At 50.8% G+C, this 26,685-nt stretch carries 16 protein-coding genes; all 16 read left to right on the top strand.

Features of this window, described 5'->3' with window-relative positions; genetic code table 11:
- Positions 1-225 precede the first annotated feature (225 nt).
- The 16 genes from AC0YN4_RS18505 to AC0YN4_RS18430 all read left to right on the top strand — a co-directional run bounded on the left by AC0YN4_RS18505 (position 226) and on the right by AC0YN4_RS18430 (position 26,294).
- Positions 226-1,890: a response regulator transcription factor gene (locus AC0YN4_RS18505; RefSeq protein WP_475784448.1), complete on the top strand. Its 1,665-nt coding sequence runs from the start codon at positions 226-228 to the stop codon at positions 1,888-1,890.
- Positions 1,891-1,908: 18 nt separating this feature from the next.
- Entirely contained in the window at positions 1,909-3,711 is a 1,803-nt protein-coding gene (locus AC0YN4_RS18500) for a cache domain-containing sensor histidine kinase (RefSeq protein WP_475784447.1), read from the top strand.
- A 68-nt stretch (positions 3,712-3,779) separates the two neighbouring features.
- Positions 3,780-5,192 carry an ABC transporter substrate-binding protein gene (locus tag AC0YN4_RS18495; protein ID WP_475784446.1) on the top strand — a complete coding sequence of 471 codons (1,413 nt, stop codon included), beginning with the start codon at positions 3,780-3,782 and terminating at the stop codon, positions 5,190-5,192.
- A gap of 184 nt (positions 5,193-5,376) precedes the next feature.
- Positions 5,377-6,789 carry an ABC transporter substrate-binding protein gene (locus AC0YN4_RS18490; protein WP_475784445.1) on the top strand — a complete coding sequence of 471 codons (1,413 nt, stop codon included), beginning with the start codon at positions 5,377-5,379 and terminating at the stop codon, positions 6,787-6,789.
- Positions 6,790-6,859: 70 nt separating this feature from the next.
- Entirely contained in the window at positions 6,860-9,832 is a 2,973-nt protein-coding gene (locus tag AC0YN4_RS18485; RefSeq protein ID WP_475784444.1) for an extracellular solute-binding protein, read from the top strand.
- Between the two features lie 25 nt (positions 9,833-9,857).
- The gene (locus AC0YN4_RS18480) at positions 9,858-10,808 is read left to right on the top strand and encodes a carbohydrate ABC transporter permease (RefSeq protein ID WP_475784443.1); all 951 of its coding nucleotides are present in this window, start codon (positions 9,858-9,860) and stop codon (positions 10,806-10,808) included.
- A gap of 14 nt (positions 10,809-10,822) precedes the next feature.
- Complete coding sequence (locus tag AC0YN4_RS18475) at positions 10,823-11,686, top strand: carbohydrate ABC transporter permease (RefSeq protein ID WP_475784442.1); 864 nt, start codon at positions 10,823-10,825, stop codon at positions 11,684-11,686.
- Positions 11,687-11,698: 12 nt separating this feature from the next.
- Positions 11,699-13,126, top strand: coding sequence for an SMP-30/gluconolactonase/LRE family protein (locus AC0YN4_RS18470; protein ID WP_475784441.1), 1,428 nt, complete (start codon positions 11,699-11,701; stop codon positions 13,124-13,126).
- Positions 13,123-13,767 carry a Yip1 family protein gene (locus AC0YN4_RS18465; protein WP_475784440.1) on the top strand — a complete coding sequence of 215 codons (645 nt, stop codon included), beginning with the start codon at positions 13,123-13,125 and terminating at the stop codon, positions 13,765-13,767. Before AC0YN4_RS18470 ends, AC0YN4_RS18465 begins: the two co-directional genes overlap by 4 nt.
- A gap of 9 nt (positions 13,768-13,776) precedes the next feature.
- Entirely contained in the window at positions 13,777-16,020 is a 2,244-nt protein-coding gene (locus AC0YN4_RS18460; protein ID WP_475784439.1) for a DUF5696 domain-containing protein, read from the top strand.
- 2 nt (positions 16,021-16,022) lie between these two features.
- Positions 16,023-16,892: a carbohydrate ABC transporter permease gene (locus tag AC0YN4_RS18455; protein ID WP_475784438.1), complete on the top strand. Its 870-nt coding sequence runs from the start codon at positions 16,023-16,025 to the stop codon at positions 16,890-16,892.
- A gap of 19 nt (positions 16,893-16,911) precedes the next feature.
- Entirely contained in the window at positions 16,912-17,901 is a 990-nt protein-coding gene (locus AC0YN4_RS18450; RefSeq protein WP_475836418.1) for a carbohydrate ABC transporter permease, read from the top strand.
- Between the two features lie 49 nt (positions 17,902-17,950).
- A complete protein-coding gene (locus AC0YN4_RS18445; RefSeq protein ID WP_475836417.1) occupies positions 17,951-18,946 on the top strand; it encodes a Gfo/Idh/MocA family protein in 996 nt (331 codons plus the stop codon).
- Positions 18,943-19,812 (top strand): sugar phosphate isomerase/epimerase family protein, encoded by an 870-nt coding sequence (locus AC0YN4_RS18440; RefSeq protein WP_475836416.1) that lies wholly within the window; start codon positions 18,943-18,945, stop codon positions 19,810-19,812. The genes AC0YN4_RS18445 and AC0YN4_RS18440 overlap by 4 nt, the downstream gene beginning before the upstream one ends.
- Before the next feature lie 43 nt (positions 19,813-19,855).
- Positions 19,856-21,757 carry a heparinase II/III domain-containing protein gene (locus AC0YN4_RS18435; protein WP_475836415.1) on the top strand — a complete coding sequence of 634 codons (1,902 nt, stop codon included), beginning with the start codon at positions 19,856-19,858 and terminating at the stop codon, positions 21,755-21,757.
- A gap of 328 nt (positions 21,758-22,085) precedes the next feature.
- Complete coding sequence (locus tag AC0YN4_RS18430; protein ID WP_475836414.1) at positions 22,086-26,294, top strand: fibronectin type III domain-containing protein; 4,209 nt, start codon at positions 22,086-22,088, stop codon at positions 26,292-26,294.
- Positions 26,295-26,685: the final 391 nt, after the last annotated feature.

Below are 26,685 nucleotides of genomic sequence, written 5' to 3'. Positions count from 1 at the left end.
GATCACTTCAACTGTTCGACAAAGAACGGCCTCTTTGCTCGATTAATGTATAATTGTGCGATGGGGATTTCTTCAATTACAGGAAACAATGAGGAGGATTCATGCAAGGTAAAAATAATACACCAAATCCAAAAATAACAACCTTATTTAACTTCCCCTGCTTCGGTAATATGAAAGTCAAAGTCTGCTTTACTGCGGGATGCTTGATCGAAGGGGGCAAATAATGTGATCAAACTTATGGTAGTCGATGATGAACGTTGGATTCGTGAAGGATTGAAACAGACGATTGACTGGAGCTCGCATGGCATTACATTCATAGGCGATGCCGAAGATGGATGTGCAGCGCTTAAGCTGATCGATGCGAATGTTCCGGACATCGTCATCTCGGATATTAGAATGCCCGCTATGGACGGAATGGAATTAATAGAAGAAATCGAGCGAAGAGGCTTGGACATCAAGGTTATTTTCATCAGCGGGTTCAGTGATTTCGTATATGCGCAGAAAGCCGTGAAGCTGGGAGCCTTCGATTATATCCTCAAGCCCATCGAGGAAAAGGTCCTCATGGAGATTATTGAGCGCTGCATCTGCGAAATTACGAAGAAGAGAGAGCTTGCTCTCCGATTAGAGGAGCTTTCGGGTCGTGTTAGAGAGAGTCTGCCCCTCGCTAGGCAGAAGCATTTGGAAATGTGTTTAACCCAGCCCATTGCCGGTCCGGAATTATTGTCGAAGTGGGAGGCGCTTCGCATTGAGCTGAACCCGAATCGACTCATTGTCCTGTCTGCAGTCGTCCATGATTGGGGTGAGCGGGACATAAGCGAGAGAGGCTGCTCGCAACTCAGATACGCGCTTGGAAACCTCATGGAGGAGGTCTTTCAAGAAGGAGATATATCGTGCGTGGCATGTCTCTTACATGAGAATGAATTTGCGGATGCAGCGCTTATTAGCTCGTGGGAGATGGAGACAGCCGATCCTGCTATGGAAGTCTACCGCTGCGCGAAGCGGGTTATAGAAGGTGCGCTTGAAGTGCTGGGCATTCAAATTAGCATCGGCATCAGCAGCATGGCAGAGGGGGAACGACTGGTAGTCGCTTTTAGGGAAGCGCTTACAAACAGTGCGGGATATGTATTGAACGGCCCTGGTCTTGTGTATGGCCCGGCAGATGCAACTGTTGGAGCCTGTAAAGGAAAAGAAACGGTTATGTTCACGGCGGGCATACCCTCCACTGCGATGAAAGCCGATGCACTCGACATGGCGTGGATGAATCGAGTTCTTCATGCCATCAAGCTGATGGATGAAGGAAAACTAACCGATCTGCTTGACCAGCAGACGGAGCTTATTGAAGAGCTTGTTAAACAGACTTCCGCGCTTGCCGTTCGATGTGAGATGAATATGTATCTGGGGACCCTTCTATCCAAGTGGAAAGAGCTGTGCTTGGTGAGAGAGCATTCAGAAGCCTACATTGTTACTCATCAACAGAAGCTTGAGCTTTACCGCTGTACGCTGGGTAATTGGAAGAACGCAATAATAAGTGCTTTTCTGAAGAAAGATCGAGCTGCTGCCGGGTCCGGACAGCGAAGTACGATCGAAATCGCCCTGCGCTACATTCACGATAACTATCATCATGGCATCAGCCTCAATAAAGTAGCAGAAACGATCTATATGAATCCTTCCTACTTTAGCAGGGTATTCCATGCTGAGGTTGGGGAGACGCTGAGCCGCTATCTTATTCGCATTCGAGTTGCGAAAGCGAAAGAACTGCTCGAGCAGACGCCGCTTAAGATCTATGAGGTTGCGGAATCTGTAGGGTACAGAGACTTTCGGCATTTTGTCAAAACCTTTAAGGAATCGGAAGGGATCACCCCTGCCCAATTTCGAAACTACGGCACATAAGAAGAGAGGGATACCATCATGTCGTCACTTATCGGAAAGCTGAAGCTCCCTACTGTCGGTATGAAAGTATTTGTCCTTTTTGTAGCCAGCATGCTGATTATTATTACGGTCATGGGCTATCTCTTCTATGATAAATCCGCTGAGCTGATGGAGAACAAAATCGGAGGCATGGCTCTTCAGAATGTGCAGCAGATGAGCAAGCGGATCGATATTCTCTTGGAAGGTTATGAGGATCGTTCCCTTCAGGTCGTTGGCAACGAGGAGATTCAGAAACAGCTGATTGGAAAGTTCGCCAATGAGACAGAGGAAATACAGAATAATGATGCGAATACAGCTTTCTTGTCAAATTTGGTAAATTCAAGAAATGACATCAATGATATCTATCTGCTGGGCGAGGAAGGTTTCTCCTTCCATTATTCGCCTAAGACGTCATTTCCCGCCTATAACGCTTACGCTAATGAATTTATGCAGGAATCCTGGTATAAGCAGATTCGGAAGGCTGACGGCGAGGTCGTATATTTTGGCATTCGACCGTCGCTCATTAGAGGCGGAGACACCAATTTGGTATTCAGCTTTGGCCGTGCGGAGAAAAACTTTACGACCCGCGGAGAAATTATTGGCGTGCTGGTCTATGAAGTCGATCCAACGGAGATCATCGAGATTCTGTCGGAAATCGACTACAACGGATCAGGCATGAATGTCATCGTTGATGATGAAGGGCAGATTATCGGCGATAAGGATGGGGTACGTCTGTCCAGTAAGCTTGGTGTTCCGCTAGGTAAAGAGAGTCAGGGAATAGTAAGCACTAGGGTGGATGGGGAACAGATGCTGGTTGTCTACAACCGGTTGGAAACGAGTAATTGGACGCTGGTCGGTATGCTTCCGGGCGCTGATTTAATGAAGGAAGCAGGCAGTCTGCGGTGGTACATCCTCTCTCTTGGACTGGCTTTCGCCTTCATCGGCATACTGCTTGCGATCTTTATTGCCTCAACGGTCCATCGACCGCTTCAGAAGATGATTCGAGCCATGCGCAAGGCTGAGAATGGCGACTTTAACGCTCGCATCGAAGACAAGCGCGAGGATGAATTTGGTTATCTGTTCAGTCATTTCAACCGAATGGTCGCTCGTATCAAGGAGTTGATTAACGAGCTATACGTGCAGAAGCTGCTTGAACAGGGGCTTCAGCTCAAGATGCTGGGCTCTCAGATCAATGCCCATTTTCTATACAATACCTTGGATTCGATTCATTGGATTGCCCGTATTCACAAGGTTGACGACATCAGTACGATGATATTCGGGCTGTCTAAATATTTGCGGGTAAGCTTGAATGAAGGCAGGGACGAGGTTGCCGTCAGCGAGGTCATACAACTGCTTGACAGCTACATCATGATTCAGAAGATTCGTTACCAGGATAAGTTTTCGCTTCATTTGCATGTCGATCATTCGCTCGAGCAGTATACGGTATTGAAGTATATTTTCCAACCGCTTGTCGAGAACGCGATTTATCATGGTCTGGAGAAAAAGTCAGGCAAAGGCCGGCTAGATGTAGCTTTTATCCACGAAGCCGACTGTTTGAAGTTTAAGGTAACGGATGATGGTGCGGGCATTGCGGCAGACAAGCTCTCCGATCTGCAGCTTATCCTAGGCGGCAAAGGGCCTGAGGAATACGATAATTTTGCCCTGCGGAATATTAATTCGCAAATCCATATCGCTTACGGCACTCAATATGGAATCGAGATTCAAAGCAAACATGGCGCTGGCACCGAAGTCACGATGACGATCCCGCTTACACAGAGAAATCAAAGCAAGCATGCCGGCTGAGCGCCTGACGCAATAGGGCAGTAGAAGCAACTGATTTCGCGAGAATGTAAGAGAGGATGTAGGTCACGATGAAAATGCTTTTAAGCAATAAAAAGCTTGTTTCGTTCATGCTTGTCCTCATGATCATCATCATCATGTTATCGGGTGCCTTATTTATCAAAGGGACCCGTTCGAGTTCGGAAGCCAGCACAGACTTGACTGATTTGCAGCAGGATTCCAAGAGCACGGCGAAGCATGGCAGCAGTCCTGTAACGATAAGCTTCTGGTTCCCGTGGGGAGGGGGATTTCAGAAAGAGTTTCACGATACGGTCGTCGTACCTTTCGAGAGAGCAAACCCCGATATTAAAGTCAAAATGAGATTTGTCGAGAATTCCGATAATTCGCAGGCTTCAGATAAACTCTTAACGGCAATCGCGGGAGGCAGGGCACCGGATGTCGCTATGATTGATCGCTTCCTAATCAGCGAATGGGCATCGATGGGGGCATTAGAGGACTTGTCGAGCGATGTGACTCATGACGGTATGGCTAGCCTCTACTATCCGAATATTTGGCCGGAAACGCAATATAACAATAAAACATTTGCCTTGCCATGGAACGTAGACAGCCGTGCGATGCTTTACAATAAAACGATGATGGAAGAAGCCGGCCTTGATCCCAATAAGCCGCCAACCACGATTGCCGAGTTAGACGCGATGGCTGAGAAAATGTTCAACCTCAATAAGGAGGGCAATTACGAGCAAGTGGGCTTCGTCCCTTGGATGGCGCAAGGTTTCTTATATGCGAATGGATGGAATTTCGGCGGTCAATGGGAGAACCATGGAGAACTGACACCTAACAATCCGGAGAACGTCCAGGCGCTGGAATGGATGCAGAGTTATGCGAAGAAGTATGACCCTAAGAAGCTGGCAAGCTTCTCGGATACGATCAGGCAGGCCGGGGTAAACCCATTCGCTTCCGGGAAGGTCGGATTTATTTATGAAGGGAATTGGCTGTTGAATGATATCAATGACGTGAGTTTCGATTGGGGAATTGCGCCTATGCCTACCCAAGAAAGCGGTCAATCGGTAACTTGGGCAGGGGGCTGGTCGTTCGCCATGCCCAAAGGCGCGAAGCATAAAGAAGAAGCCTGGCGATTTATTAAATATGCGGCGGGGATCGAAGGCTCGTATCTCTGGGCAGGCCGCGGCGAAACCTATGATTTGAGCAGTATTCCGGAAGTGAATAAGCAGCTGGGCTTGGATAAGAAGAAGAACTTAGAGGTATTCGTGAACCTTCTTGACCATGCTTATATTCGTCCGGTGTCGCCGATAGGCGGATATATGTGGGACGAGCTGTACCGGGTGCAGAAGCTGGCTGTCAATTTGCAAGGCGAGCCGCAAGCGCTGCTGGACGAATTGAAGCGGAAACTCGATGCTCACCTCATTGAAGTGAAGTCCGAGGAACGCAGCAAGACGGAGCATCCCACACCGGACACATTATAAACCATAGAGAAGAGAGTCTATCGAACGAGATAGACTCTCTTTTTTTACGAGAAAAACCATATCAAGTCAAAATAGTACACTAAATGCAAAAGCAGTCTCGTTACCACTAGAAATAAAAGCGTTTACACTGAGAACGTGTAGCGACGAATACCCAGTAAAACGAGTTAATAGGAGGAGAAAAGGTATGGAAGCTCTAGCTTTGAAACCGGGCATGATTAAGTTTTTCATTGCTGCACTATCGGTAAGTTTGGTATTGACAGGCTGCGGGGGTACGAATGGCGAGAATGGAACGAATACGACCGAAGCGAATAACGCATCGAGTTCAACAAGTCCAGACAATACGGCAAGCCCAGACAACACAGCAACCCCGGACAATACAGCGAGCGAAGACAGCGGTGAGAAAGTTACACTCGATTTCTGGGGCTGGGGTGGCAAGTTCCAGACGGACTACACCAAGATCGTAATCAGCGAATTTGAGAAACTGCACCCGAATATTAAAGTGAAATACATTGCCGAGCAAGGGATCGAGAAATTAACGACGCTGATTGCCGGAGGCACGCCGCCGGATGTGGCGCTGCTGGATCGCTTCATGGCCGGAGCATGGGCGGCCAAAGGCTCGATCGAGAGCTTGACTCCCTACCTCGAGATTGACGCAGATGTAAGCGCAGACGATTATTATCCAAGCGTGTGGGCCGAAGGGAATTATAAAGGCGAGCTGTATGCGATGCCGTTCGGCACGGATAACCGCGCCATGTATTATAACAAAACCTTGATGAAAGAGGCGGGCCTTGATCCGGAGAAACCGCCGACCACGATCAGCGAGCTCGATGCGGCAGCGGAGAAGATCTTTAAGAAGACGAGCAGCGGGTACGAACAAGTCGGCTTTATTCCATGGATGAATCAAGGCTTCTTATATACGCAGGGCTGGAACTTTGGCGGAGAATGGGCGAAGGGCGAGGAATTAACGCCGAACGATCCGCAAATCGTGAAAGCGCTGGAATGGATGGCCGGTTATGCGAAGAAATACGACATGGCCAAGATCAACAAGTTCAACGACGTCATGGGCAAAACGGGAATTAACCCGTTCTGGACGGGTAAAGTCGGCTTCGTGTTCGACGGCAACTGGATCTTAAACGATTTGACCAGTAACGCCAAGGTCAAACCAACCTTTGAGTGGGGCGTCGCTCCGATGCCTTCCGAAGACGGATACGCGCAAACCACTTGGGCAGGCGGCTGGTCGTGGGTCATGCCTAAGGGAGCTAAACATCCTAAAGAATCGTGGGAGCTCCTTAAATTTATCGCCGGTTATGAAGGCACGCTGCTTTGGGGTAAACGCGCCGATGCCGGCAACGATATAACGGCGATGCCGAAAGTAAACGAAGAATTGAAGATTACGGAAAAAGAAAAGTTGAAGGTATTTGTAGATTTAATGGAAATCGCGCATACCCGTCCTGTTACCCCGGCAGGTCAGAAACTGTGGGATGAATCGTTCAAGGCTTCGGATGCGGCGCTCAATGGAAAAGGCGAGCCGAAGAAGCTGCTCGATGAAGCGAAGAAGAATGTAGATAATGAGCTCAAGAAATTAACAGCCAAATAGAGACATAGGAACGAGAGGGGTAGGAGCCAGTGCTACCCCTTCCTACTTGAATTCAAAGAGGTGAGGATTGTTGAAATGGCATTGGATTGATGCTTTGAACTGGAAGAAAGTCATGCTTATATCGATCACCTTTCTTGTTTTCTCGGTCACCTTTGGCGAAAACCTGCAATCTTATGCCAGCGAGCGATTACGGGATCGCAATCAGAATCAAGGCGTTCCGCAAGCGGATTTAACGGATATGTCCGTTGACGATATTCTGAAGCCAACCTATGGGAAAACGCTTGGCATGTATAAGGAGAAGGGCTATAAGCCCGCCGAATCCTTCGAGGCCAGCCTTAAAGCCGATCACTATTCAGCCTTCGGAGGCGTTAAGCCGAGTACCAAAGCAGTCGAGAGTACCTCATCCGCTCTGATATGGGAGAAGGATACGGAGTGGCTGGAGTGGACCATTGAAGTTCCGGAGGACGGGCTTTACAGCCTCGTGGCGAGCTATTATCCGCTAGCCGGGAAGAGGCTGCCGATTCAGCGTGAGCTGCTCATTGACGGGCAGAGTCCTTTCCGCGAAGCGCAGCGGATCTATTTCACCCGTAACTGGATGGATGAAGGCAAGCCGCTTCAGAACAATCAAGGTGACGACGTTCGGCCGAAACAAATCGAGAAGCCGATCTGGATGGAAACCGCGATCACGGACGGAAACGGTCTGTACTCAGAGCCCTTTCAGTTTTACTTCGGTGCAGGCAAGCATGTTATTCGCATGAATTATTTGGTTGAAGCGATGGCGCTGGATGAAATACGAGTGAAGTCCCCGGAGCAATTGCCCGGTTATGGCGAAATCGAGAAGGGCTACGAATCACAAGGCTTCGAGCCGGTACGGCAAGTGAACGTGAAAGTGCAAGCGGAGAACAATCCGATGAAATCCGATCCGACGATTCGCCGAGAATCCAATGGCGACCCCTTAATGGAACCGGCAGGAGACGGAACGAAACTACTGAATGCATTCGGCGACTGGCGCTGGAGAAAAGGCGGACAGAGGGCTTCATGGACGTTCTCGGTCCCGAAGGATGGATTATATAAGATTGGCATGAAATTCGGACAATGGTGGGGCGATGGGTTACCGTCTTATCGCCAAATTCTCATAGATGGGAAGGTTCCGTTTCAAGAGCTGGCTGAGTATCCGTTCTCCTACTCCCGAAACTGGCGAATTGAAACCCTTCACAAAGACAAGGAAGACGGAGATGCGCAGCCGCTGCTCATGCATCTAACCGCAGGCGAGCATACCCTCACGATGGTTGCGGTTGTCGGGCCTTATCAGTCCATTGTCGAGAACTTAACGGCGGATACGCAGAAGCTGTCCGATCTATACAGGCGAATTATTATGGTCACCGGACCGACACCGGATCCCAACTTCGAATACGAGCTGGGGAAGAAGATTCCTAAGCTTATTGATGATTTGAAGATCATTGCCGATGATTTGCTAGTCCAAATGGATGCACTGAATGCCATATCGGAGAAGGAACCGAGTACGGTAAACAGTCTTCGCATGATGAATCATACCTTCGAGAAAATGATCCACAATCCCGATTCGATTCCAAGGCAAATCTCGGAGCTCAGCAACAGCCAGACCAACTTAAGCACGCTGCTGATGGGCTTGCAGAATGTCCCGCTCGTGCTGGATTACCTGTTGGTCAGCTCCCCGGATACGAAGTATCCGAAGGTGAAATCGAATTTCTTTCAAAAGTCCGTCAGTACGCTGAAGAATTTCATCGCCTCTTTTACGAAGGACTACACCGGCGTTGGCAGCGTCTACGACAAGGACCAACCGGCACATGAAACAGGTCCGGTACTCGAAGTATGGGTGTCTCGGGGCAAAGAGTGGGCGGAGATCATGAAGGAAATGGCGGAGGAAGAGTTCACGCCAAAGACCGGGATACGGATCAACGTGAACACGCTCCCGGCCGGACAGCTCAACTCGGGTTCCGTCAATACGCTGCTGCTCGCGGCCAGTTCCGGTAAAGCACCGGATGTCGCAACCGGAGTGGACTCCCATTTGCCCGTCGAGTTTGCGATTAGGGATGCTGCCGTTGATTTAGCCCAGTTTCCGGATTACGAGGAAGTCAGCAAACGGTTTCTGCCGGGCTCGCTGATTCCGTTCGGCTATAACGGCGGGAATTATGCGCTGCCGGAAACGCAGGATTTCAACGTATTGGTGTATCGCAAGGATATCTTGAAGGAGCTAGGCGTGAAGGTCCCGCAAACATGGGAAGACACGTATGCCATGCTGCCGATCCTGCAGCAGAACGGCATGCAGATGTATTATCCGATTTCATCGCTCGGCTTCATGCCGTTCCTCTATCAGAACGGAGGAGAATTCTATCAAGAGAGCGGAGCGAAGTCGGCGCTTGATTCTCCGGAAGCCTTTCAAGCCTTTACGGAATGGACGGAGCTGTACACCAATTATAAATTTCCGGTTGCCGCGAACTTCTTCAACCGGTTCCGTACAGGAGAAATGCCGATTGGGATTAGCGACTATTTGACCTACGTACTGCTCTCTACGGCAGCGCCTGAGCTGATTGGCCGCTGGGGCGTAGCGCCTTCGCCGGGGCATATCAATCAAGAAGGCAAGATTGATCGTACGAGCGGAGGGGTTGCGCAATCCATAGCTATCTTCAAGCAATCCAAGCATCAGAAGGAAGCTTGGGAGTTTCTGAAGTGGTGGACGAGCAAGGACAGTCAGGTGCAATTCGCGCAAGAGCTGGAAGCGTTGCTTGGCGTCGAGGCCCGCTGGAATACGGCCAATATGGAAGCCTTCTCGCAGCTGCCTTGGCCGGAAGATGACTTGAAGGCTTTGACGGAGCAGTTGAAGTATTACAAGGAACAGCCGTATGTGCTTGGCGGATATTTTACGCCTCGGAACATCGATAATGCTTGGAACCGTGTCGTTCTGGGCGGGATGAATATAAGAGAGTCGCTGGAGCAGGGAGTCAAGGATATTAACAAAGAGCTTAGAGCCAAACAAAAAGAGTTCGGGTTCACGCCGGATTAATTGTGAGGGCACGAGGAGGAGCGGTATGCAAAGCAGTGTAGAAGTGAATAATCCGCTTCAGCTGAAATCACAGAAGATAAGCCGATTCAAATTATCCCAGGCAGGCCGCAAGGCTGCGCTAGGGTACTTGTTTCTGAGTCCATTCCTCATTCTGTTCATCGTCTTTACGGTCGTTCCCGTCGTTCAATCCGTCTATCTGAGCTTCACCTATTACAACATGCTTCAACCGGCGAAGTGGGTCGGTCTCTCGAATTACAGCGTGTTGTTCTTGGAAGACGATATCTTCATCAAATCACTGAAGAATACGTTTATCTTCGCAGTCATAGCAGGACCGCTGAGCTACTGTCTCTCCTTCCTGCTCGCTTGGATAATCAACACGCTGCGTGCCAAAATGCTCTTCTCGCTCGCTTTCTATGTGCCGTCGATTACGAGCGGGATCGCGTTATCCATCGTCTGGCTCTATATTTTCTCGGGAGACCGTTACGGATTATTGAACAACTGGATGCTCAGCTGGGGAATGATCAGCGAACCGATCCTGTGGACGACCGACCCGGATACGATCATGCCGGTGATCATCATCGTTTCGTTATGGATGAGCATGGGGACCGGCTTCCTGGTATTCCTTGCAGGCTTGCAGAATGTTTCGCCCGAGCTCTATGAAGCGGGTTCGATTGACGGAATATCAAGCAAATTCCAAGAGCTGTGGTTTATTACGCTGCCCTTGATGAAACCGCAGCTCTTGTTCGGCGCGGTCAATTCCATCGTAGCCGCCTTTGGCGTATTCGACATAGCCGTGGCCATCGCGGGCATGCCAAGCCCGAACTACGCCGGACATACCATTATCTCGCATCTCTTTGATTATGCTTTCATTCGGTTCGAGCTCGGATATGCATCTTCCATTGCGGTCTTCTTGTTCTTCCTAACCTTCGGATTAGGGCGAATCGTGATGAAGCTGCTATCATCCAAAGAACAATAAGGGGGCCAAAGGACGTGACGGTAAACTATGCGAAATTTGCGGCCCGCTTTAACCGGGGACTGTTGTACCTAGTCATGATCGCGTTGGTTGGTTTTACGGCCATGCCTATCATTTATATGGTTTCAACCGCCTTCAAGCCGCTGGATGAGCTATTTCTTTACCCGCCAAGATTTTTCGTGCAGAAGCCGACCATGCGCAGCTTCTATGACTTGCTGACCGCAACGGACAGCTCAATTGTTCCCTTCTCTCGTTATATCTTCAACAGTGTATTTATTTCGATTACCATCGTAGCGGCGAGTTTGTTCGTTTGCAGCTTGGGTGCCTACGTGCTCTCCAAATTCAAGCCGCCGGGGGCGGGCTTCATCTTCGCCGTTATTCTGTCGGCACTGATGTTCTCGCCGCAGGTGACGCAGATCCCGACTTACTTGATCGTGTCGAAGCTGGGTTTAGTCAACACGTACTGGGCTTTAATACTCCCGAAGGTCGCGGTTGCCTTCAATATCTTCCTGATGAAGCAGTTCTTCGATCAAATCCCCGATGCGTTAATCGAAGCCGCGCATATCGACGGCGCATCGGAATGGAAGATCTTCTGGCGCGTCATTATGGCGGTCAGCAAGCCGGCCTGGGCAACCTTGGTCATCTTCACCTTCATCGGGAACTGGAATGATTATTTCTCCGCGCTTGTCTTTACGACAAGCGAAACGATGAAGACGCTGCCGCTGGCAATCCAAACGCTTGCCGGGGGACCGGGGGTTGTTGCGCGCTCGGGCGCTCTTGCCGCAGGCACGTTCTTGATTACGCTTCCGCCGATCTTAATCTTCCTTCTGTTTCAGAAGCTTATCATGAACACGATGGTTCATTCCGGGATCAAATCTTAGGGGGCGGACACGATGATCAAACGTATATCAGCGAGCATAATCGGCTGTTGTCTGCTCGTTCTGCTTGGAGCTTTACCCGCCGCCAATGCATTACCGCAAATGTCGTATACCCTTGATCCGATGTATGGCTACAAAATTCCGATTCCGCTCACGTACACGGTAGACAATGTCATTCTCGATGTAGGCACGCCTGGCTTAAATAAACCAAGCGACTTGTTTATCGACGAGAAGGGGCAGTTGTATGTCGCGGATACGGATAACAATCGGATCGTGAAATTAAGCAACGACGGAAAAGTGCTGGGTATCTATGGCAAGGAGCAAGGTGTCGAGCTTGACCAGCCAAGCGGCATATTCGTCGATACGCTTGGCGATATGTTCGTGGCGGACACAGGCAGCGGCAAGGTCATCCATTTGTCGCCGGAAGGAAAGCTCGTCGAAGAATTCGTGAAGCCGGAGTCTTCCTTGCTAAGCGAGGATTTGGAATTCGCCCCGGATAAAGTCATTATGGATCGGCGCGGTTATTTGTACGTGCTGAATAAGACCGACTACAGCGGCTTTATGATGATCGACGCCATGAACCGGTTTCGGGGTTATATCGGAGCCAACCGCGTTCCTTTCGATTGGAAGAAGCTCCTTATTCGAGTACTGGCAACGCCCGAGCAGAGGGAGCAGCTCAACAATGCGGTTCCGCAGCAGAATTCCAATCTGACCATTGACAGCAAAGGATTCATCTATGCGCCAACCGTGCTGAGCAGCGCCGATCAGCTTAAGAAGTTCAATGCCATGGGGGAGAACATCTATACGAAGAAGTTCTTCGGTGAATCGTCGATTGACAGTGGAACACTGGAGCTTCCTTATTTCGCCGATCTGGCGATCGATCAGTATGGCATTATCAATGCGCTGGATGCCATGTCACGGAAGATCTATCAGTACGATCAAGAGGGGAACTTGCTGGCCGTATTCGGCGGTCAAGGCGATGCGAAGAGCAGGTTCGAATATCCTTCGAGTATCGTTGTCGATCAAGCAGGCACCATCTACGTGCTTGACCGAGATCGGAACAATATTCAGATGTTCAAGCCGACGCGGTTTGCGGAGCTCGTCCATGAAGCCAGTCAGCTGCATTATAACGGACGTTATCAAGAGGCGTTAATCCCTTGGAAGGAAGTTTTGAAGATCGATGAGAATTACCCGTTGGCCCATCGCGGCGTGGCCAAAGCGCTGATGAAGGAAGAGAAATGGAAAGAGGCCATGAAGGAATTCAAACTGGGCGAAGATCAGGATGGGTATTCCAAGGCCTTTGCCGAGTACAGGCATGACTTTATGCGCGAATATCTCGGATGGATTCTCATCGCTGCCGTTCTCATTATTTATGCTATTTATCTCATCGTGAAGTTCATGATTCGCATTACGAACACCGTCATAAGGAGGTATGGCTATTGAATACATCAGCTGTGAAACAGTCCGGTCAGCGTTCGCTGCGGCTCGGGGTAGCCATCCTCTTCCATCCGGTGGATGCCTTTGAAGAGCTTCAGAAGAAGAAGCATCTCATGTCGGCATTTGTGCTCATTCTGCTCACCTTATGCGTTCGAATCGTAACGATCTATATGACAAGCTTCCATATTACGTCCCTGCAGCCCGAATACGCCGATTTGAACTTGGAAATCATCCGATTCGTAGTGCCGCTGATATCGGGGGTTATCGCTTGTTATCTGATTACGGCGATTATGGACGGCGAAGCGTATTTCAGCCAAATCTTAACGGCGATGTCCTACGCCCTCATTCCGTATATCGTATTTGCGATTCCGCTCGCTGCGATTTCCTTGGTGTTATCAAGAGGCGAGCTGGGTCTATATAACAGCATCAATCTCATCATCTGGTTATGGGTCGCGCTGCTTATCTTTATCCAGCTGAAGGTGCTGAACGATTATTCCTTTAAGAAATCGGTAGGCGTCCTCCTGCTGTCTATATTTGCTTTTATCACCTTCTGGGGAACGGTTGGTCTCGTCTTCTCCCTGACGAATCATGTCCTGCAATTCGCACGTGAAGTCTCCATTGAAATCAGATATTTATGGGAGAATTAAGGGGGTACCATGATTACGAGAATAGTGAATCGCAAAACAATCTATTCAGCATTTGTTGCCGTCATTGTGGTGCTTCTGGTCATCCTTGCCTTACCCTCGCTTAAGAGTGCCATTGCCCGCGCGCAGCTGGAAATGAAGCCGAAGAACGAAGTAGTGGAGGCTGCGGCCGATACGCCGGCAGGTGATGATGCAGAGCAGCAGACACCAACCGAATTCGAGAAAGTGGCGGAAACCGAGCGGCTTGAGCTGCTGTTTCGTTCTTCCGATTCCGCGATTGTGGTGAAGGATAAGAGTAATGGCTATACATGGCAATCGGCGGTTCCGATTCAGGACGCAGCAACGGAAGGCAATGATCTATGGACCGCAAGCAGCCAGTCCATCTTCCATATGACGTTTACGGATCCGAATTTACCGGCACTTGAAACGCAGGAGACGAACTCGGTGATCGAGCAGCCGAAGATCAAGACAACGGCGCTGGATAACGGAATATCCGTTCATTACGAGCTGCCAAGACTACAGATCAGTTTCGATATGATCTTCGAATTGAAAGGGAACGCCCTAGAAGTCACCGTTCCCGGACAATCCATTCAAGAAGCAGAGAATAATTGGCTGATGGCGATATCGCCGCTTCCGTTCTTCGGAGCGGCCCTGGATCATGATCAAGGCTATGCGATTTACCCGGATGGTCCCGGGGCGCTGTCGACCTTTAAGTCGAATCATCCGAATTACTTGAATCCCTATCGTGCGAGCGTGTATGGATCGGATACGATCTCATTTAATAACTATCAACGGCAGCAGAATGCGCTGTTGCCTATATTCGGCTTGAAGGTGAATGATAATGCTTTTCTCGGCATGATCACGAAAGGCGAGTACGATGCGAACATTCTGTATTCGCCCAGCGGCTACTTGATCAATATGAATCGCGTATCCTCGGAGCTTGTCTATAGGCGTGAGTATGAAGCGGTGAAGAAGGACGGGAATTTGACCAAGAAGCCGGAGAAGCAGCTGCTGCGGGAAGATCATACCATTCGATATGTGTTCTTCAGCGGCAAGGAAGCGGATTACAGCCATATGGCTTCCGCGTATCGGCAATATCTCATCGATGAGAAAGGGGTCGCTCCGCGCATTAAGAAAGGAGAACCGATTCCGTTCGGACTTGATCTGCTAATGGGCATTAAGGAAGGCCAAATTCTGTTCGATCATTTCATTCCTACGACATCCTTTGATGAAGCTCAGCAAATCATGGAGGATCTGACCAAGCGGGGAGTAGACAGCATCTCCGCCAATCTGCTGGGCTGGACTAGAGAGGGCTACTTAGAGTACCCATCCGGTTATAAACCATCTTCGAAGATCGGCGGCACAAGCGGACTAAAGAAATTAAGCGAGTATGCCAAGGCGAATAACGATCAGCTGTTTCTACAGGACAATTACATCATGGCCTGGAAAGGCGTCGACGGCTTCTCTACACGCAGCGATGTCGTTGTCGGAGCGAATCACTTTGCAGTCACGGATCGGTATAGCGAGCTCTTCTACTTGAATGCGGGCAAGCAAAATGAACGTTTTCAAGATAAGGTGCTTGATCCGCTCAGCAAATTGGCGATTACCGGCATTAATTTCGATGGTATCGGCTATACGGACTACTACGACTTTAATAAGGATTACCCGCTGAATCGAGAAGGAACGGCTTCGAAGTGGCTGGAGATGATGGGTAAATCAGTGGACCAGTTTGGCGCAGCCGCCGCAATCGGGGGCAACGGGTATACCATTCCCCACTCGTCCCGTTTGTTCAGTATTCCGATGGAAGACAGCGGCTATTTCTTTACGGATGAAACGATTCCGTTCTACCAAATGGTCGTGCATGGTCTGATCCCGTACTCGGGCGATGCACAGAATTTATTTTACGATCCGCGGCTGCAGTTTCTGAAGATGGTGGAATACGGCTATATGCCTTACTACCAATTTACGAAGAAACATTCCGAGGATCTCAAGGACACGTATTACAGCGATTTATTCAGTTCAGCCTATCACAACTGGGTCGATCAAGCGGTCGATCAATATAAAGAAATGAGCGAGAAGCTTCAGCCGGTATGGTCTCAAACGATGGTAGAGCATCGCAAGCTGGAGAAGGACGTCTATGAAGTTGTTTATGAGGATGGTAGCCGACTAATCGTCAATTATTCGCCGCGAGAGGTCAAGATCGATGGTCACCTTGTGCCGGATAAAGACTTTATCGTCGTACCGAAGGGGGGATAAGCATGAGCGAGCGGAGGATGAGTTTAGAGAAGAAGAAGATGCTGGCTGGCTATGTTTATATCGCCCCATGGGCAATAGGCTTCGCCTTGTTTATGTGTTATCCCTTGGTATATTCCCTTTGGCTTAGCTTTCATGAGGTCGTCGGCGTAGGAAACTTCGAGCTGGAGTCCGTGGGCTGGGACAATTTCAATCGCGCTTTCGTGCTCGATACGCAGTTTATTCCGCTGTTTATCTCGGTCATTCAAGATGCGGTCATCAATACGCCGCTTGTTCTCGTGTTTTCCTTGTTTATCGCGATCTTGCTCAATCATAACATTAAAGGCCGAGCGTTCTTCCGAGCCGCATTCTTCCTGCCCGTATTGATCGGTTCCGGTCTGGCCATGCAGCAGCTGCTGTATGCCGGGGTAGGCAAGGATACGCTGGTCAACGGAATCGGCGTTCCGGATGAAGTGTTTCTCTATATGGGACCTACTTTCTCGCAGATCGTCTTTGATATGTTAAGCCGGCTCACCGTGATTTTCTGGAAGACGGGCGTGCAAATTCTACTATTCTTAGCCGGTCTTCAAGGCATATCCATATCCCTGTACGAGTCGGCAAGATGCGATGGCGCAACCGAATGGGAGATGTTCTGGAAGATCACCCTGCCGCTGATGACGCCGATTATTCTGCTTAATTTGGTTTATACCTGCGTCGATTCCTTCACGGACATTAACAATAGGATGATGGTTTATATCAAAGATACGGCCTTCACCGACATCCAGATGGGGTATGCTTCCGGAATGGGCTGGATCTACTTCATGTTTATTTTCGTGCTGCTCATTCTCGTATTCGTTTCTACCAAGCGCTTTGTAGTGTACACAGGGGAAAAATAATACAGGAGGTGATTGCAGCGTGAAGTCGATTCCCATTCCGAAATCCAAGCAGCGCGTTGCTGCTGTTGCGCAAACAGAGGTAGGCAGCAAAGTAAAGGCGATCCGAAACCACAGCTTGGTTAGCCGAATCGGGAGCAAGAGCCGCTGGATCTCGCTCATCTATCGCACCTTCGTTTATGTCATTCTTATTGATTTGGCCTTCGTGTTCCTTTATCCATTTATCTATATGGTTACGACTGCGCTCAAACATCCGGTGGATCTGATGGATTTTACGATTAAGTGGATTCCGACGAGTCTGGCCTGGGAGAATTTCTATTACGGCATGAAGGGTCTGCAATTTATGACGCACTTCAATAATTCCGCTCTCATTGCCGTCTTGAGCGTGGTCGGCCAGGTGTTGGCCTGTTCCTTTGTTGCTTACGGCTTTGCCCGCATCAAATTTCCCGGCCGGGAGCTGCTGTTCTTCCTGTGCATGTTCACCATGATAATTCCGCCGCAAACGATCATTGTTCCTCTGTTCATGCAGTACAAAACAATGGGCTGGCTGGACAGCGTGCTGCCGCTCATTGTTCCGTCCTTCTTTGCAGGCGGGCTTCGTGGCGCACTGTTCATCTTTATCTTCCGTCAGCTGTTCCGCGGGCTTCCATGGGAGCTCGAGGATGCGGCCCGAGTGGATGGATGCGGCAGCTTCAAGGTGTATTGGAAGATTATATTGCCGCTTACGCCGCCCGCTATTGTCGTAACGACACTGCTGTCGCTCGTATGGCATTGGAATGATTTCTTCGAGCCGTCGATCTTCCTCACCTCGGAAGAGAAATTCACCTTGCCGATGATGCTGCCTCGACTCTATCAATCGCTGGATACGTTAACGGGCAGCAGCTTTGAAGTATTCAGCTTACCAGTTGTTATGGCCGCTACTTTCATGGCGTTGTTACCGATGCTGCTGGTTTATTTCTTCCTTCAACGGTATTTCATTCAAGGCGTGGAGCGTTCCGGTTTGGTAGAGTAAGACGCGAATTGCCAGCTTGGCCATATACTCACTATTGGGAGGGTTAACTATGACTAAAGTACGCATTGGTTTCATTGGAACGGGAGGCATTGCAGGCTGGCATGCCCGCCAGCTGCTGGAGCTTCCGGAGGCTGAGATTAAGGCTGTCGCCGATACGAGCAGCAAGAATAGGGACAACTTTATTGCCAAAAATAGCTTGTCCGATGTGCTGCAATTCTCGGATTATCGCGAAATGCTGGAGCAGGCGGACATCGATGCCGTCATTATTTGTTCCCCGCACACGCTGCATTTCGCTCAGGCGCAAGATGTACTTCGCAGCGGGCTGCATGTAATGATCGAGAAGCCAATGACCTGCTCGTCGGAAGAGGCAGAGCAGCTGATGCGAGTCGCGGAGCAGTCAGGCAGGATCATGCAAGTTTCCTACCAACGCCACTTCCAACCTGAATTCTTATATATTCGAAATGCGATCGCCAGCGGCGAAATCGGCAAGCTCACGTCGATTACGGCATCGCTCTACCAGCAATGGAGACAAGGAACGCCGGGTTCTTGGCGGGCTGATCCAGCATTATCCGGCGGCGGCTTCCTGATGGACTCGGGCAGTCACATCATCGATGTGCTGCTGTGGACGACCGGCCTTACGCCGATTGAAGTGAAGCCGCAGCTGCATATGCACGGCGCCACCGTCGAGATCGACACGTTCACGTCGATCCGTTTCGCGGAAGGTGCCGTTGCCGGCTTGAACTTGGTCGGGTATTCGCCGTGCTGGCATGAAACCTTCGTATTCTGCGGGGAGCAAGGCGGCATCTTCTACGATAATGGGAAGATCACGCTGCGCCGCCTCGGGCAAGATCCGATCGTGCCGGAGCTTCCGGAGCAAACGACCAACCAAGATAAGAGCTTCATCGATGCGATTCTTGGCCGGCATGAGGTGCTTGTACCGGGCGAGTTTGCCTTGAAGGTCGTGAAGCTGTCGGAGATGATCTATCAAGCTGCCGGCTACGAGCCGCATGCAGACGCAGAAGCGAAGGGGGAGCAATCGGCATGACAATTCAATTAGGTATGCGTATTCCGCCCAAGATTGGGGCGGAAGGAATTGCGAAGACGGCCGCGTGGGCTGCAAGCATTGGGCTTGATGTACTGGATGTGTCCAATCTGACTCCCGATGTGAAGGCTGCTTGCGAGGATGCTCGGATGGGTATCGGATCGATCGATGCCCATCATACGTCACGGCTGTTAAGCCGCGATGAAGGCCGCCGCGAGGAAGCGCTGGAAGCGGCGAAGAAGCAATTAAGCTCCATTGCTGCACTTGGCGGAAGCGTGCTGTTTATGTGTCTTGTACCCGAGGATCATACCCTCCCGCGCAAGGAAGGCTTTGCGATCTGGAAGGAAACATTTCCGGAGCTCGTACGCCATGCAGAGCAGACGGGGATTTATATTGCGATTGAAGGATGGCCCGGACCTGCGCCGCATTATCCAACGCTTGGCTGTACGCCGGAAATGTGGAGAGCGATGTTCGAGGCGATCCCATCGAAGCATTTCGGGTTGAACTACGATCCTTCTCATCTCGTGCGCTTAGGCATTGACTACCTTCGCGCATTGGACGAATTTGGGGAACGCATCAATCACTGCCATGGCAAGGATACAGAAATCCTCCGGGAAGAACAGTACGAGAGCGGCGTTATAACGCCGACCTTCGGTACGAAATACGACTTCTCTGAGGGCTCCTGGCGGTATACGATTCCAGGACACGGGGAAGTCGACTGGGGGAGAGTGGCCGTTCGTCTGGATCGCCTCGGTTATGCAGGAGCTGTAAGCATTGAGCTGGAGGATCACCGTTTCTGGGGCTCTATAGAGGCCGAGAGACAAGGAGTTATGAAGGCGACTGAACATCTGGCGAAGTATTTTAAATAAGAGAAGAGGCAAGCAGCGGAATGTCCGTTTGCTTGCCTTTCTTTTGGCAGGAGAGGGGGTTGGCGATTCGATGCTGGCACAGCGATATATGACTGCGGATCTGAGGGGTATGATGACCTCGCGGGAGAATTACAAGCCTTATCCTACTAGTGAAGACCGCCAAGAATGGGACGGATTGCCGCTTCATCTGCGAACCTATTGGGTGAATAAAGGCGCTAAGAAGCTCAATCATGTATGGAATCCGTTACCGGCCACCGCGTACATGGACTATAGCAGAACGGGCAATCGGTCGCGGTACGATTCGGCTTCATGGGAGAGGAGACGGGATTTGGCTTCCTTGGTCATAGCGGAATGTATCGAGAACGAGGGGCGATTCCTGGATGACATCGTGAACGGAATATGGTGTATCTGCGAGGAAACGTTCTGGGGGATTCCCGGGCACGGGTATATGATGAAGAGGCAGAGCGAGCTTCCGGATGTGGCGGATCCCGTTATTGAATTGTTCTCCGCCGAAACTGCGGCACTGCTCGCTTGGACTTCTTATTTGCTGAGGACTCGACTGGACGGCATAAGTAAGATGGTCTGCGAGCGGATACAGCATGAAGTAAGGAAGCGGATTCTGGATCCGTATTTGAATCGGAACGATTACTGGTGGATGGGCTTCAATCAAGAGAGGATGCTGAATAATTGGAATCCGTGGTGCAATTCGAACTGCTTAGCGGCATTCCTGCTGCTGGAGGATGACCCTGGACGCCGTGAAGCAGCTGTTATGAAGGCGATGCGCAGCTTGGATCAGTATATGGAACGGCTCCATTCCGATGGAGGCTGCGAGGAAGGACCTAAGTATTGGATGTACGCCGGCGGTATGCTATTCGATTGCTTGGAGCTGTTTTACAGCGCCTCGGCTCGTGAAATCAACGTTTATCATGAGCCCCTCATTCAACAGGTCGGAGGTTATCTGTACAAAGCTTTTATCGATGACAACTACTATGTCAATTTTGCAGACAGTTCGCCTACGGTGCAGATCCCCGCAGAGCTTGTCTATCGGTATGGACGCCGTATTGGAGATGATAAGCTTGCCGGATTGGGAGCCATGATGCTGAGGAAGGAGCGGGAAGCAGCAACCGACCCTGAGTTTTCTTCGATGTCCCGCCTGCTGCCTGCGTTATTTCATTACTCGGAAATCGTGCACTATGTAGGAGAAACGCCTTATGTCCGAGATGCATGGCTGGATGGCATTGAAATGATGGTGGCTAGAGAGCAGCAGGGTTCGTCTAAGGGGTTATTCGTTGCAGCGAAGGGCGGACATAACGATGAAAGCCATAATCATAATGACATTGGTCACTTTATCGTGTATTGCAATGGCTCTCCGATGATTATCGATCCCGGCGTGTTGACCTATACCTCGCAATCGTTCTTTGCAGAGCGTTATTCGATATGGGCCATGAAGTCCGCTTACCACAATGTTCCGATCGTAAATGGCGTAGAGCAAAGGAATGGACGATCCTATCGAGCAGTCGATGTCGATTGCCAGCTTGATAATAAGGCTGCATCGCTAACGATGAATATCGCAAACGCATATCCGGAGGCTGCCGGGATTAAGAGCTGGATTCGGACGATAAGCCTCATTCGTGATTCATCCTCTTATGTGGAGATTAAGGATGAATTTCTCCTGCAGCAGATAACGGAGGATATAACGTGGATGCTGCTGTCGCCGCATCTCCCTCAAACCGAAGGGAGCGGAAGCTTTATTTTGCAGGATGAGAGTCACAACAAGGTTTGCATCCAATACAACAGTACGATGTTTGCGGGCTCGGTCGAAACCATTACGTTAGAGGATCCAATCATGCGAGGTGCATGGGGAGATCACTTGTATCGGTTTGGACTTCAATTGAGGAGTCCTATTGACCAAGGAGAATGTAGGATCAGCATTAGTCAGGTTTAGTTGAAGGGCTGTAGGGATCATACCCTATAGCCCTTTCGTGTGTATTTATGTCCATTTTATTGTAGAAATTCAAGATAGTGCATGAATTCGAAAAAATCATAGTCGGTTGGCAATCCCATAAAGAGGCTTTCAGTTATTGTACACTTTCAGCCACTTCTACCAGCATGTAGCATATAAAACAAGCGTTTGGCAAGCGCTTACATTCTGTAATGCGAAAGGGGCTGATTGCAGCTTATCAATCTCCGTACACATGCAACATGATCCATGCAGACGTCAGGCAAGGGAATCATCGAGCCGTACACATGATGAATAAGGGAGTTGTGATGAAGTGAGAAGATTCAAATTCCGTAAGCGAAAATCAGTCTCAAGCGTAGCCCTGATCGTGCCTGTTCTGTCCATGCTTTTATCAGCCGTATCCATACCTGTTGCCAGTGCAGCAAGCTACAATATCACCTCATACGGAGCTAATGGCGGCGATACTGTGGATGATACGCAGGCTATCAACAATGCCATTACGGCAGCGGCCAGCGGCGACACGGTGTACTTCCCGTCCGGTACTTATTATACGTCCGGGACTATTGTCGCGAAGTCAGGCGTTAAACTGATCGGACAAAGCAAATCGACAGCCATCATCAAATATAACGGCACGACGGACAACAATATGATTTCCCTCAGTGGGAAAACCGGTGTTGAGATTGCGCAGCTCACCATCGACGGCAACAGCAACAATCATGTTGTTTCCGGGATCTGGGGCGAGCCCGGCGGCAGTCATTACATTCATGACAATATCATTAAGGATCTGACCAAATCGGATGGTTTCGCGCCGTTTGGCATCCTGCTGTCAGCTTCCTCTGACTCAGTTATCTCCAATAATACGATCTCGAATATCGGCGTCAATTCCGAATGGGGCGCAGGGATTCGTGCCGGCTGGAACTCGAACAATACGAAGTTCCTGAACAACACGATTTCCAACACGGGCCGTGGCGGTATCTTCGCGAGTGACGGCTGTAACGGGGTTGTCGTCAAAGGCAACACGATCACGGGATCGGGCGTTAACGCGCACGGCCTCTCGATCGAGCTGCACACGAACTGCAATAATTCCGTCATTGAAGACAACAATGTCGACCACTGGATCAGCGCTGTACGGTCCGAGTCTATCGCGGTTCGGCGCAATGTCGTTCATACCACGGCCGGCACGGTCAAAGGCATGGGACTCGAGGTTATGGTGACGCACGGCGTGACGACCGACAATTTAGTCGATGGCGGTCAGCAAGTCGGCATGCAGCAATCCCCGGGAACCGGGTACCAATATTGGGGCTACAACACCGTTCAGAACATCGTCATGTGGGGCATGCAGCTCCAAGGCGAGGGAACGGGCGAGACGGAGCAGTTCCAATACTTCTATAAGAATACGTTCAAGAACGGACCGAACAACAACCCGGCTGCCGCTTATCCCGGCTATGCCGGCAACGCGATCCGAATTCACGGCAATTCGAAGAACCTGACCTTCGACAGCAACATCATCACGAACAACGGAGGCAAAGCGATCGAGATTACGACGGCCTCCGGTACGGATCGGATCAGCTTCATCAACAACACGATTACGGGCAATGCCGGAGCGTCCATCGATCAATATCCATCCGCGGCGGCCGATCTCGAATGGTCAGGCAACACGGTTAGCGGCAACGGAACCAACACGCAGCTGACGAGCCGCGGCTTCAGCGATCCGAAGCCCGTCGCGAATTTCAGCGCCCCGCTGACCGTGCAGCTCGGTCAGCCGATTACGTTCACCAACTCCTCTACGGACAACGGCACCATCGCAGAGAACCTGTGGGATCTGGGCGAAGGTCCTCCGTTAACGTCAACAAGCCCGACCTACACGTATCAGACTGCGGGCAACTATCGCGTGACACTCGTCGTTTGGGACAATACGGGCCGCGCAAGTCTGAAGGAACAGATGGTCAACGTCTATGCCGGTCCGCCGGACACCCAAGCGCCAACGGCACCGACGCTTACCTCCCCGTCCAAATCGAACGTAACCGTGGACCTGTCCTGGTCCGGTGCGACCGATAACGTCGGCGTCATCGGCTACGATGTCTATAAAGGCGGCACGCTTTACAGCTCCACGTCCGCGACGTCCTTAACCGTCAACGGTTTAACGCCTAGCACGGCTTACAGCTTTACCGTTAAGGCGAAGGATGCGGCCGGCAACGTGTCGGCTGCCAGCAACACGCTGAACGTAACGACGGATGTAGGCGACACGCAGGCACCGACGACGCCGACGGGTCTAACGGTCACGGACGTAACGGATACGACCGTAACCCTCGCCTGGTCGCCATCCACCGATAACATGGGCGTAACCGGCTATGATATCTACAGCGGTTCGACCTTGGTGGCATCCACGACCGGCGCAATCAATACGTTCAAGACCGTAACCGGGCTGACGCCTAGCACGGCCTATACATTTACGGTCAAAGCGAAGGATGCTTCGAACAACGTATCGGCGGCGAGTAGTTCGGTGTCCGCCACTACCGATCCGGCCGCTAATTGGACCGCTTGCGCAGGCGAGAACCAAACCTGCAGCTTTACCGGCACCAAAGAGGTTCGTTATGGCGCCAATGGCAGCTTTAACTATGGGATTTTCACGAACTCGGTCGTTTGCTCGAACAACCAATTCGGCGATCCGGCTCCAGGCGCTTACAAGTCCTGCGAAGTGAATTTAGCCGGAACCGGCAGCAGCGATACGACTGCGCCTACTGCTCCGGGCAGTTTGACGTCACCCTCCAAAACGAGCACTAGCGTTAACCTGTCTTGGGCCTCTTCGACAGATAACGTAGCCGTAACGGGCTACGATGTGTACAGCGGCTCTACGCTGGCAGGCACGACGGCGGGAACGACGTTCACGGTTAGCGGTCTAACCGCAGGGACGACATATTCCTTTACCGTCAAAGCAAAGGATGCGGCAGGTAATGCCTCCGCAGCAAGCAATGCGCTTAGCGTCACGACGAATGCCGCAGCGGATACGCAGGCACCGACTGCTCCGAGCGGACTCGCTTCTCCTTCGAAGACGAGCACGAGTGTCAGTTTGTCTTGGACGGCATCGACCGACAATGTCGGTGTAACCGGCTATGAAGTATATAGTGGCTCGACTCTGGTGGGAACACCGGCAAGCAACTCTTTTACCGTGACCGGTTTGGCTGCCAGCACCAGCTACTCCTTCACTGCGAAAGCGAAGGATGCGGCCGGCAACTTATCGGCGGCGAGCGGAGCGCTCAGCGTCACGACGAACGCGGCGACGGATACGCAAGCACCAACCGCGCCGACAGGTCTCACTTCGCCTTCGAAGACTAGCACGAGCGTAAGCCTGTCCTGGACGGCATCGACCGACAATGTCGGCGTAACCGGCTATGACATTTATAACGGAAGCGTGCTTGCAGGCTCTTCAACCGGCACGACGTTCACCGTCTCCGGCTTGACGGCGAATACGTCCTACTCGTTCACCGTGAAAGCGAAGGATGCCGTGGGTAACATCTCTTCGGCCAGCAGCTCGCTTAGCGTCACGACAAGCAGCTCGGCTGCGGCGAACTGGACGAATTGCGCAGGCGAGAACAATACTTGCTCCTTCAGCGGAACGAAAGAAGTTCGTTATGGAGCGAATGGCGCTTACGCATACGGGACGTTCACGAATTCCGTCTATTGCGGCAACAGCACATTCGGCGACCCGATTCCGGGCTCGTACAAGACTTGTGATGTGAACCTTGGCGGTAGTGGCGGTGCCGATACACAAGCACCAACTACACCAGCCAATCTGACATCACCATCGAAGACATCCACGAGCGTCAGTCTGTCCTGGTCGGCTTCGACCGACAATGTAGCTGTAACGGGCTATGATGTCTACAGTGGAACGACACTGGTCGGCACCGCAACGGGAACTGCTTTTACCGTTAGCGGACTTTCGGCTAACACCGCCTATTCCTTCTCTGTCAAAGCCAAGGATGCAGCCGGCAATATATCCTCTGCCAGCACGTCCATTAATGTGACGACCAATGCTTCAGGCGGCGGCGGTACGGGCAGCGTCATTCAAGAGTATTGGACCGGCGTATCCGGAACGAGTGTCAGCAGCATTCCAACGGGCACGGCGCCTTCGGGCACAACGGTGCTAACCAGTCTTGAAGGAGCAACGAACTGGGCGGATAACTATGGTGACCGTATTCGCGGTTATATCACGCCTGCAACAAGCGGTACCTACACGTTCTACATTGCAAGTGATGATGCATCGCAGCTGTTGCTCAGCACCAATAACAGTCCTTCGAACGGTTCCGTGATTGCCAGCGTCTACGAATATACGGGCGTACGTGAATGGAACAAGAATAGCTCCCAGCAATCGGCATCCATTACCTTGACTGCCGGTCAGCCGTATTATTTTGAAATCTTGCATAAAGACGGCGGCGGCGGAGATAACCTGGCCGTCGGCTGGACCGGACCGGGCATCTCGACGATCACGGTCATCGGCTCCGGTTATTTGTCCCAATACTGAGTTAACTGGACCTCTGGTCTCGCCGTCAGGATATTAACTAATCATTATTATCTGTAATGATCACGAGCTGTCAACTCATTCGGCCTAGAGAGAGAGAAACCCCACGTTGCCATCAACGTCGGGTTTCTTTTCGTTCACGGCACTATAGTTGCCCCATAACCATCGCATTCAAAATTGTAACGGTTGTGACAGCGGCTATTTTGCACAAAAAGCCCATTTTAAATTTCTAACGGTTGCCACAGAGCCTAAATGGACATTTTACGTTCAAAATCAACCAATTTACGGTATATAGCCTCTGTCACAACCGTTAGATTTTTAAAAGTCGATTATTTGATGAAATAGGCTCGCTGGCAACCGTTACATGCATGTTGAGTAAATAGGAGGCGTATCG

Source organism: Paenibacillus sp. J22R3, from assembly GCF_056269305.1.
This window is presented reverse-complemented; position numbering and strand designations above follow the sequence as displayed.

Bases quoted from the DNA above. Each gene is read 5' to 3' on its own strand.
- AC0YN4_RS18500 (WP_475784447.1), top strand. From the start codon at position 1,909: ATGTCGTCACTTATCGGAAAGCTGAAGCTCCCTACTGTCGGTATGAAA.
- AC0YN4_RS18495 (WP_475784446.1), top strand. From the start codon at position 3,780: ATGAAAATGCTTTTAAGCAATAAAAAGCTTGTTTCGTTCATGCTTGTC.
- AC0YN4_RS18490 (WP_475784445.1), top strand. From the start codon at position 5,377: ATGGAAGCTCTAGCTTTGAAACCGGGCATGATTAAGTTTTTCATTGCT.
- AC0YN4_RS18480 (WP_475784443.1), top strand. From the start codon at position 9,858: ATGCAAAGCAGTGTAGAAGTGAATAATCCGCTTCAGCTGAAATCACAG.
- AC0YN4_RS18470 (WP_475784441.1), top strand. From the start codon at position 11,699: ATGATCAAACGTATATCAGCGAGCATAATCGGCTGTTGTCTGCTCGTT.
- AC0YN4_RS18460 (WP_475784439.1), top strand. From the start codon at position 13,777: ATGATTACGAGAATAGTGAATCGCAAAACAATCTATTCAGCATTTGTT.
- AC0YN4_RS18455 (WP_475784438.1), top strand. From the start codon at position 16,023: ATGAGCGAGCGGAGGATGAGTTTAGAGAAGAAGAAGATGCTGGCTGGC.
- AC0YN4_RS18445 (WP_475836417.1), top strand. From the start codon at position 17,951: ATGACTAAAGTACGCATTGGTTTCATTGGAACGGGAGGCATTGCAGGC.
- AC0YN4_RS18440 (WP_475836416.1), top strand. From the start codon at position 18,943: ATGACAATTCAATTAGGTATGCGTATTCCGCCCAAGATTGGGGCGGAA.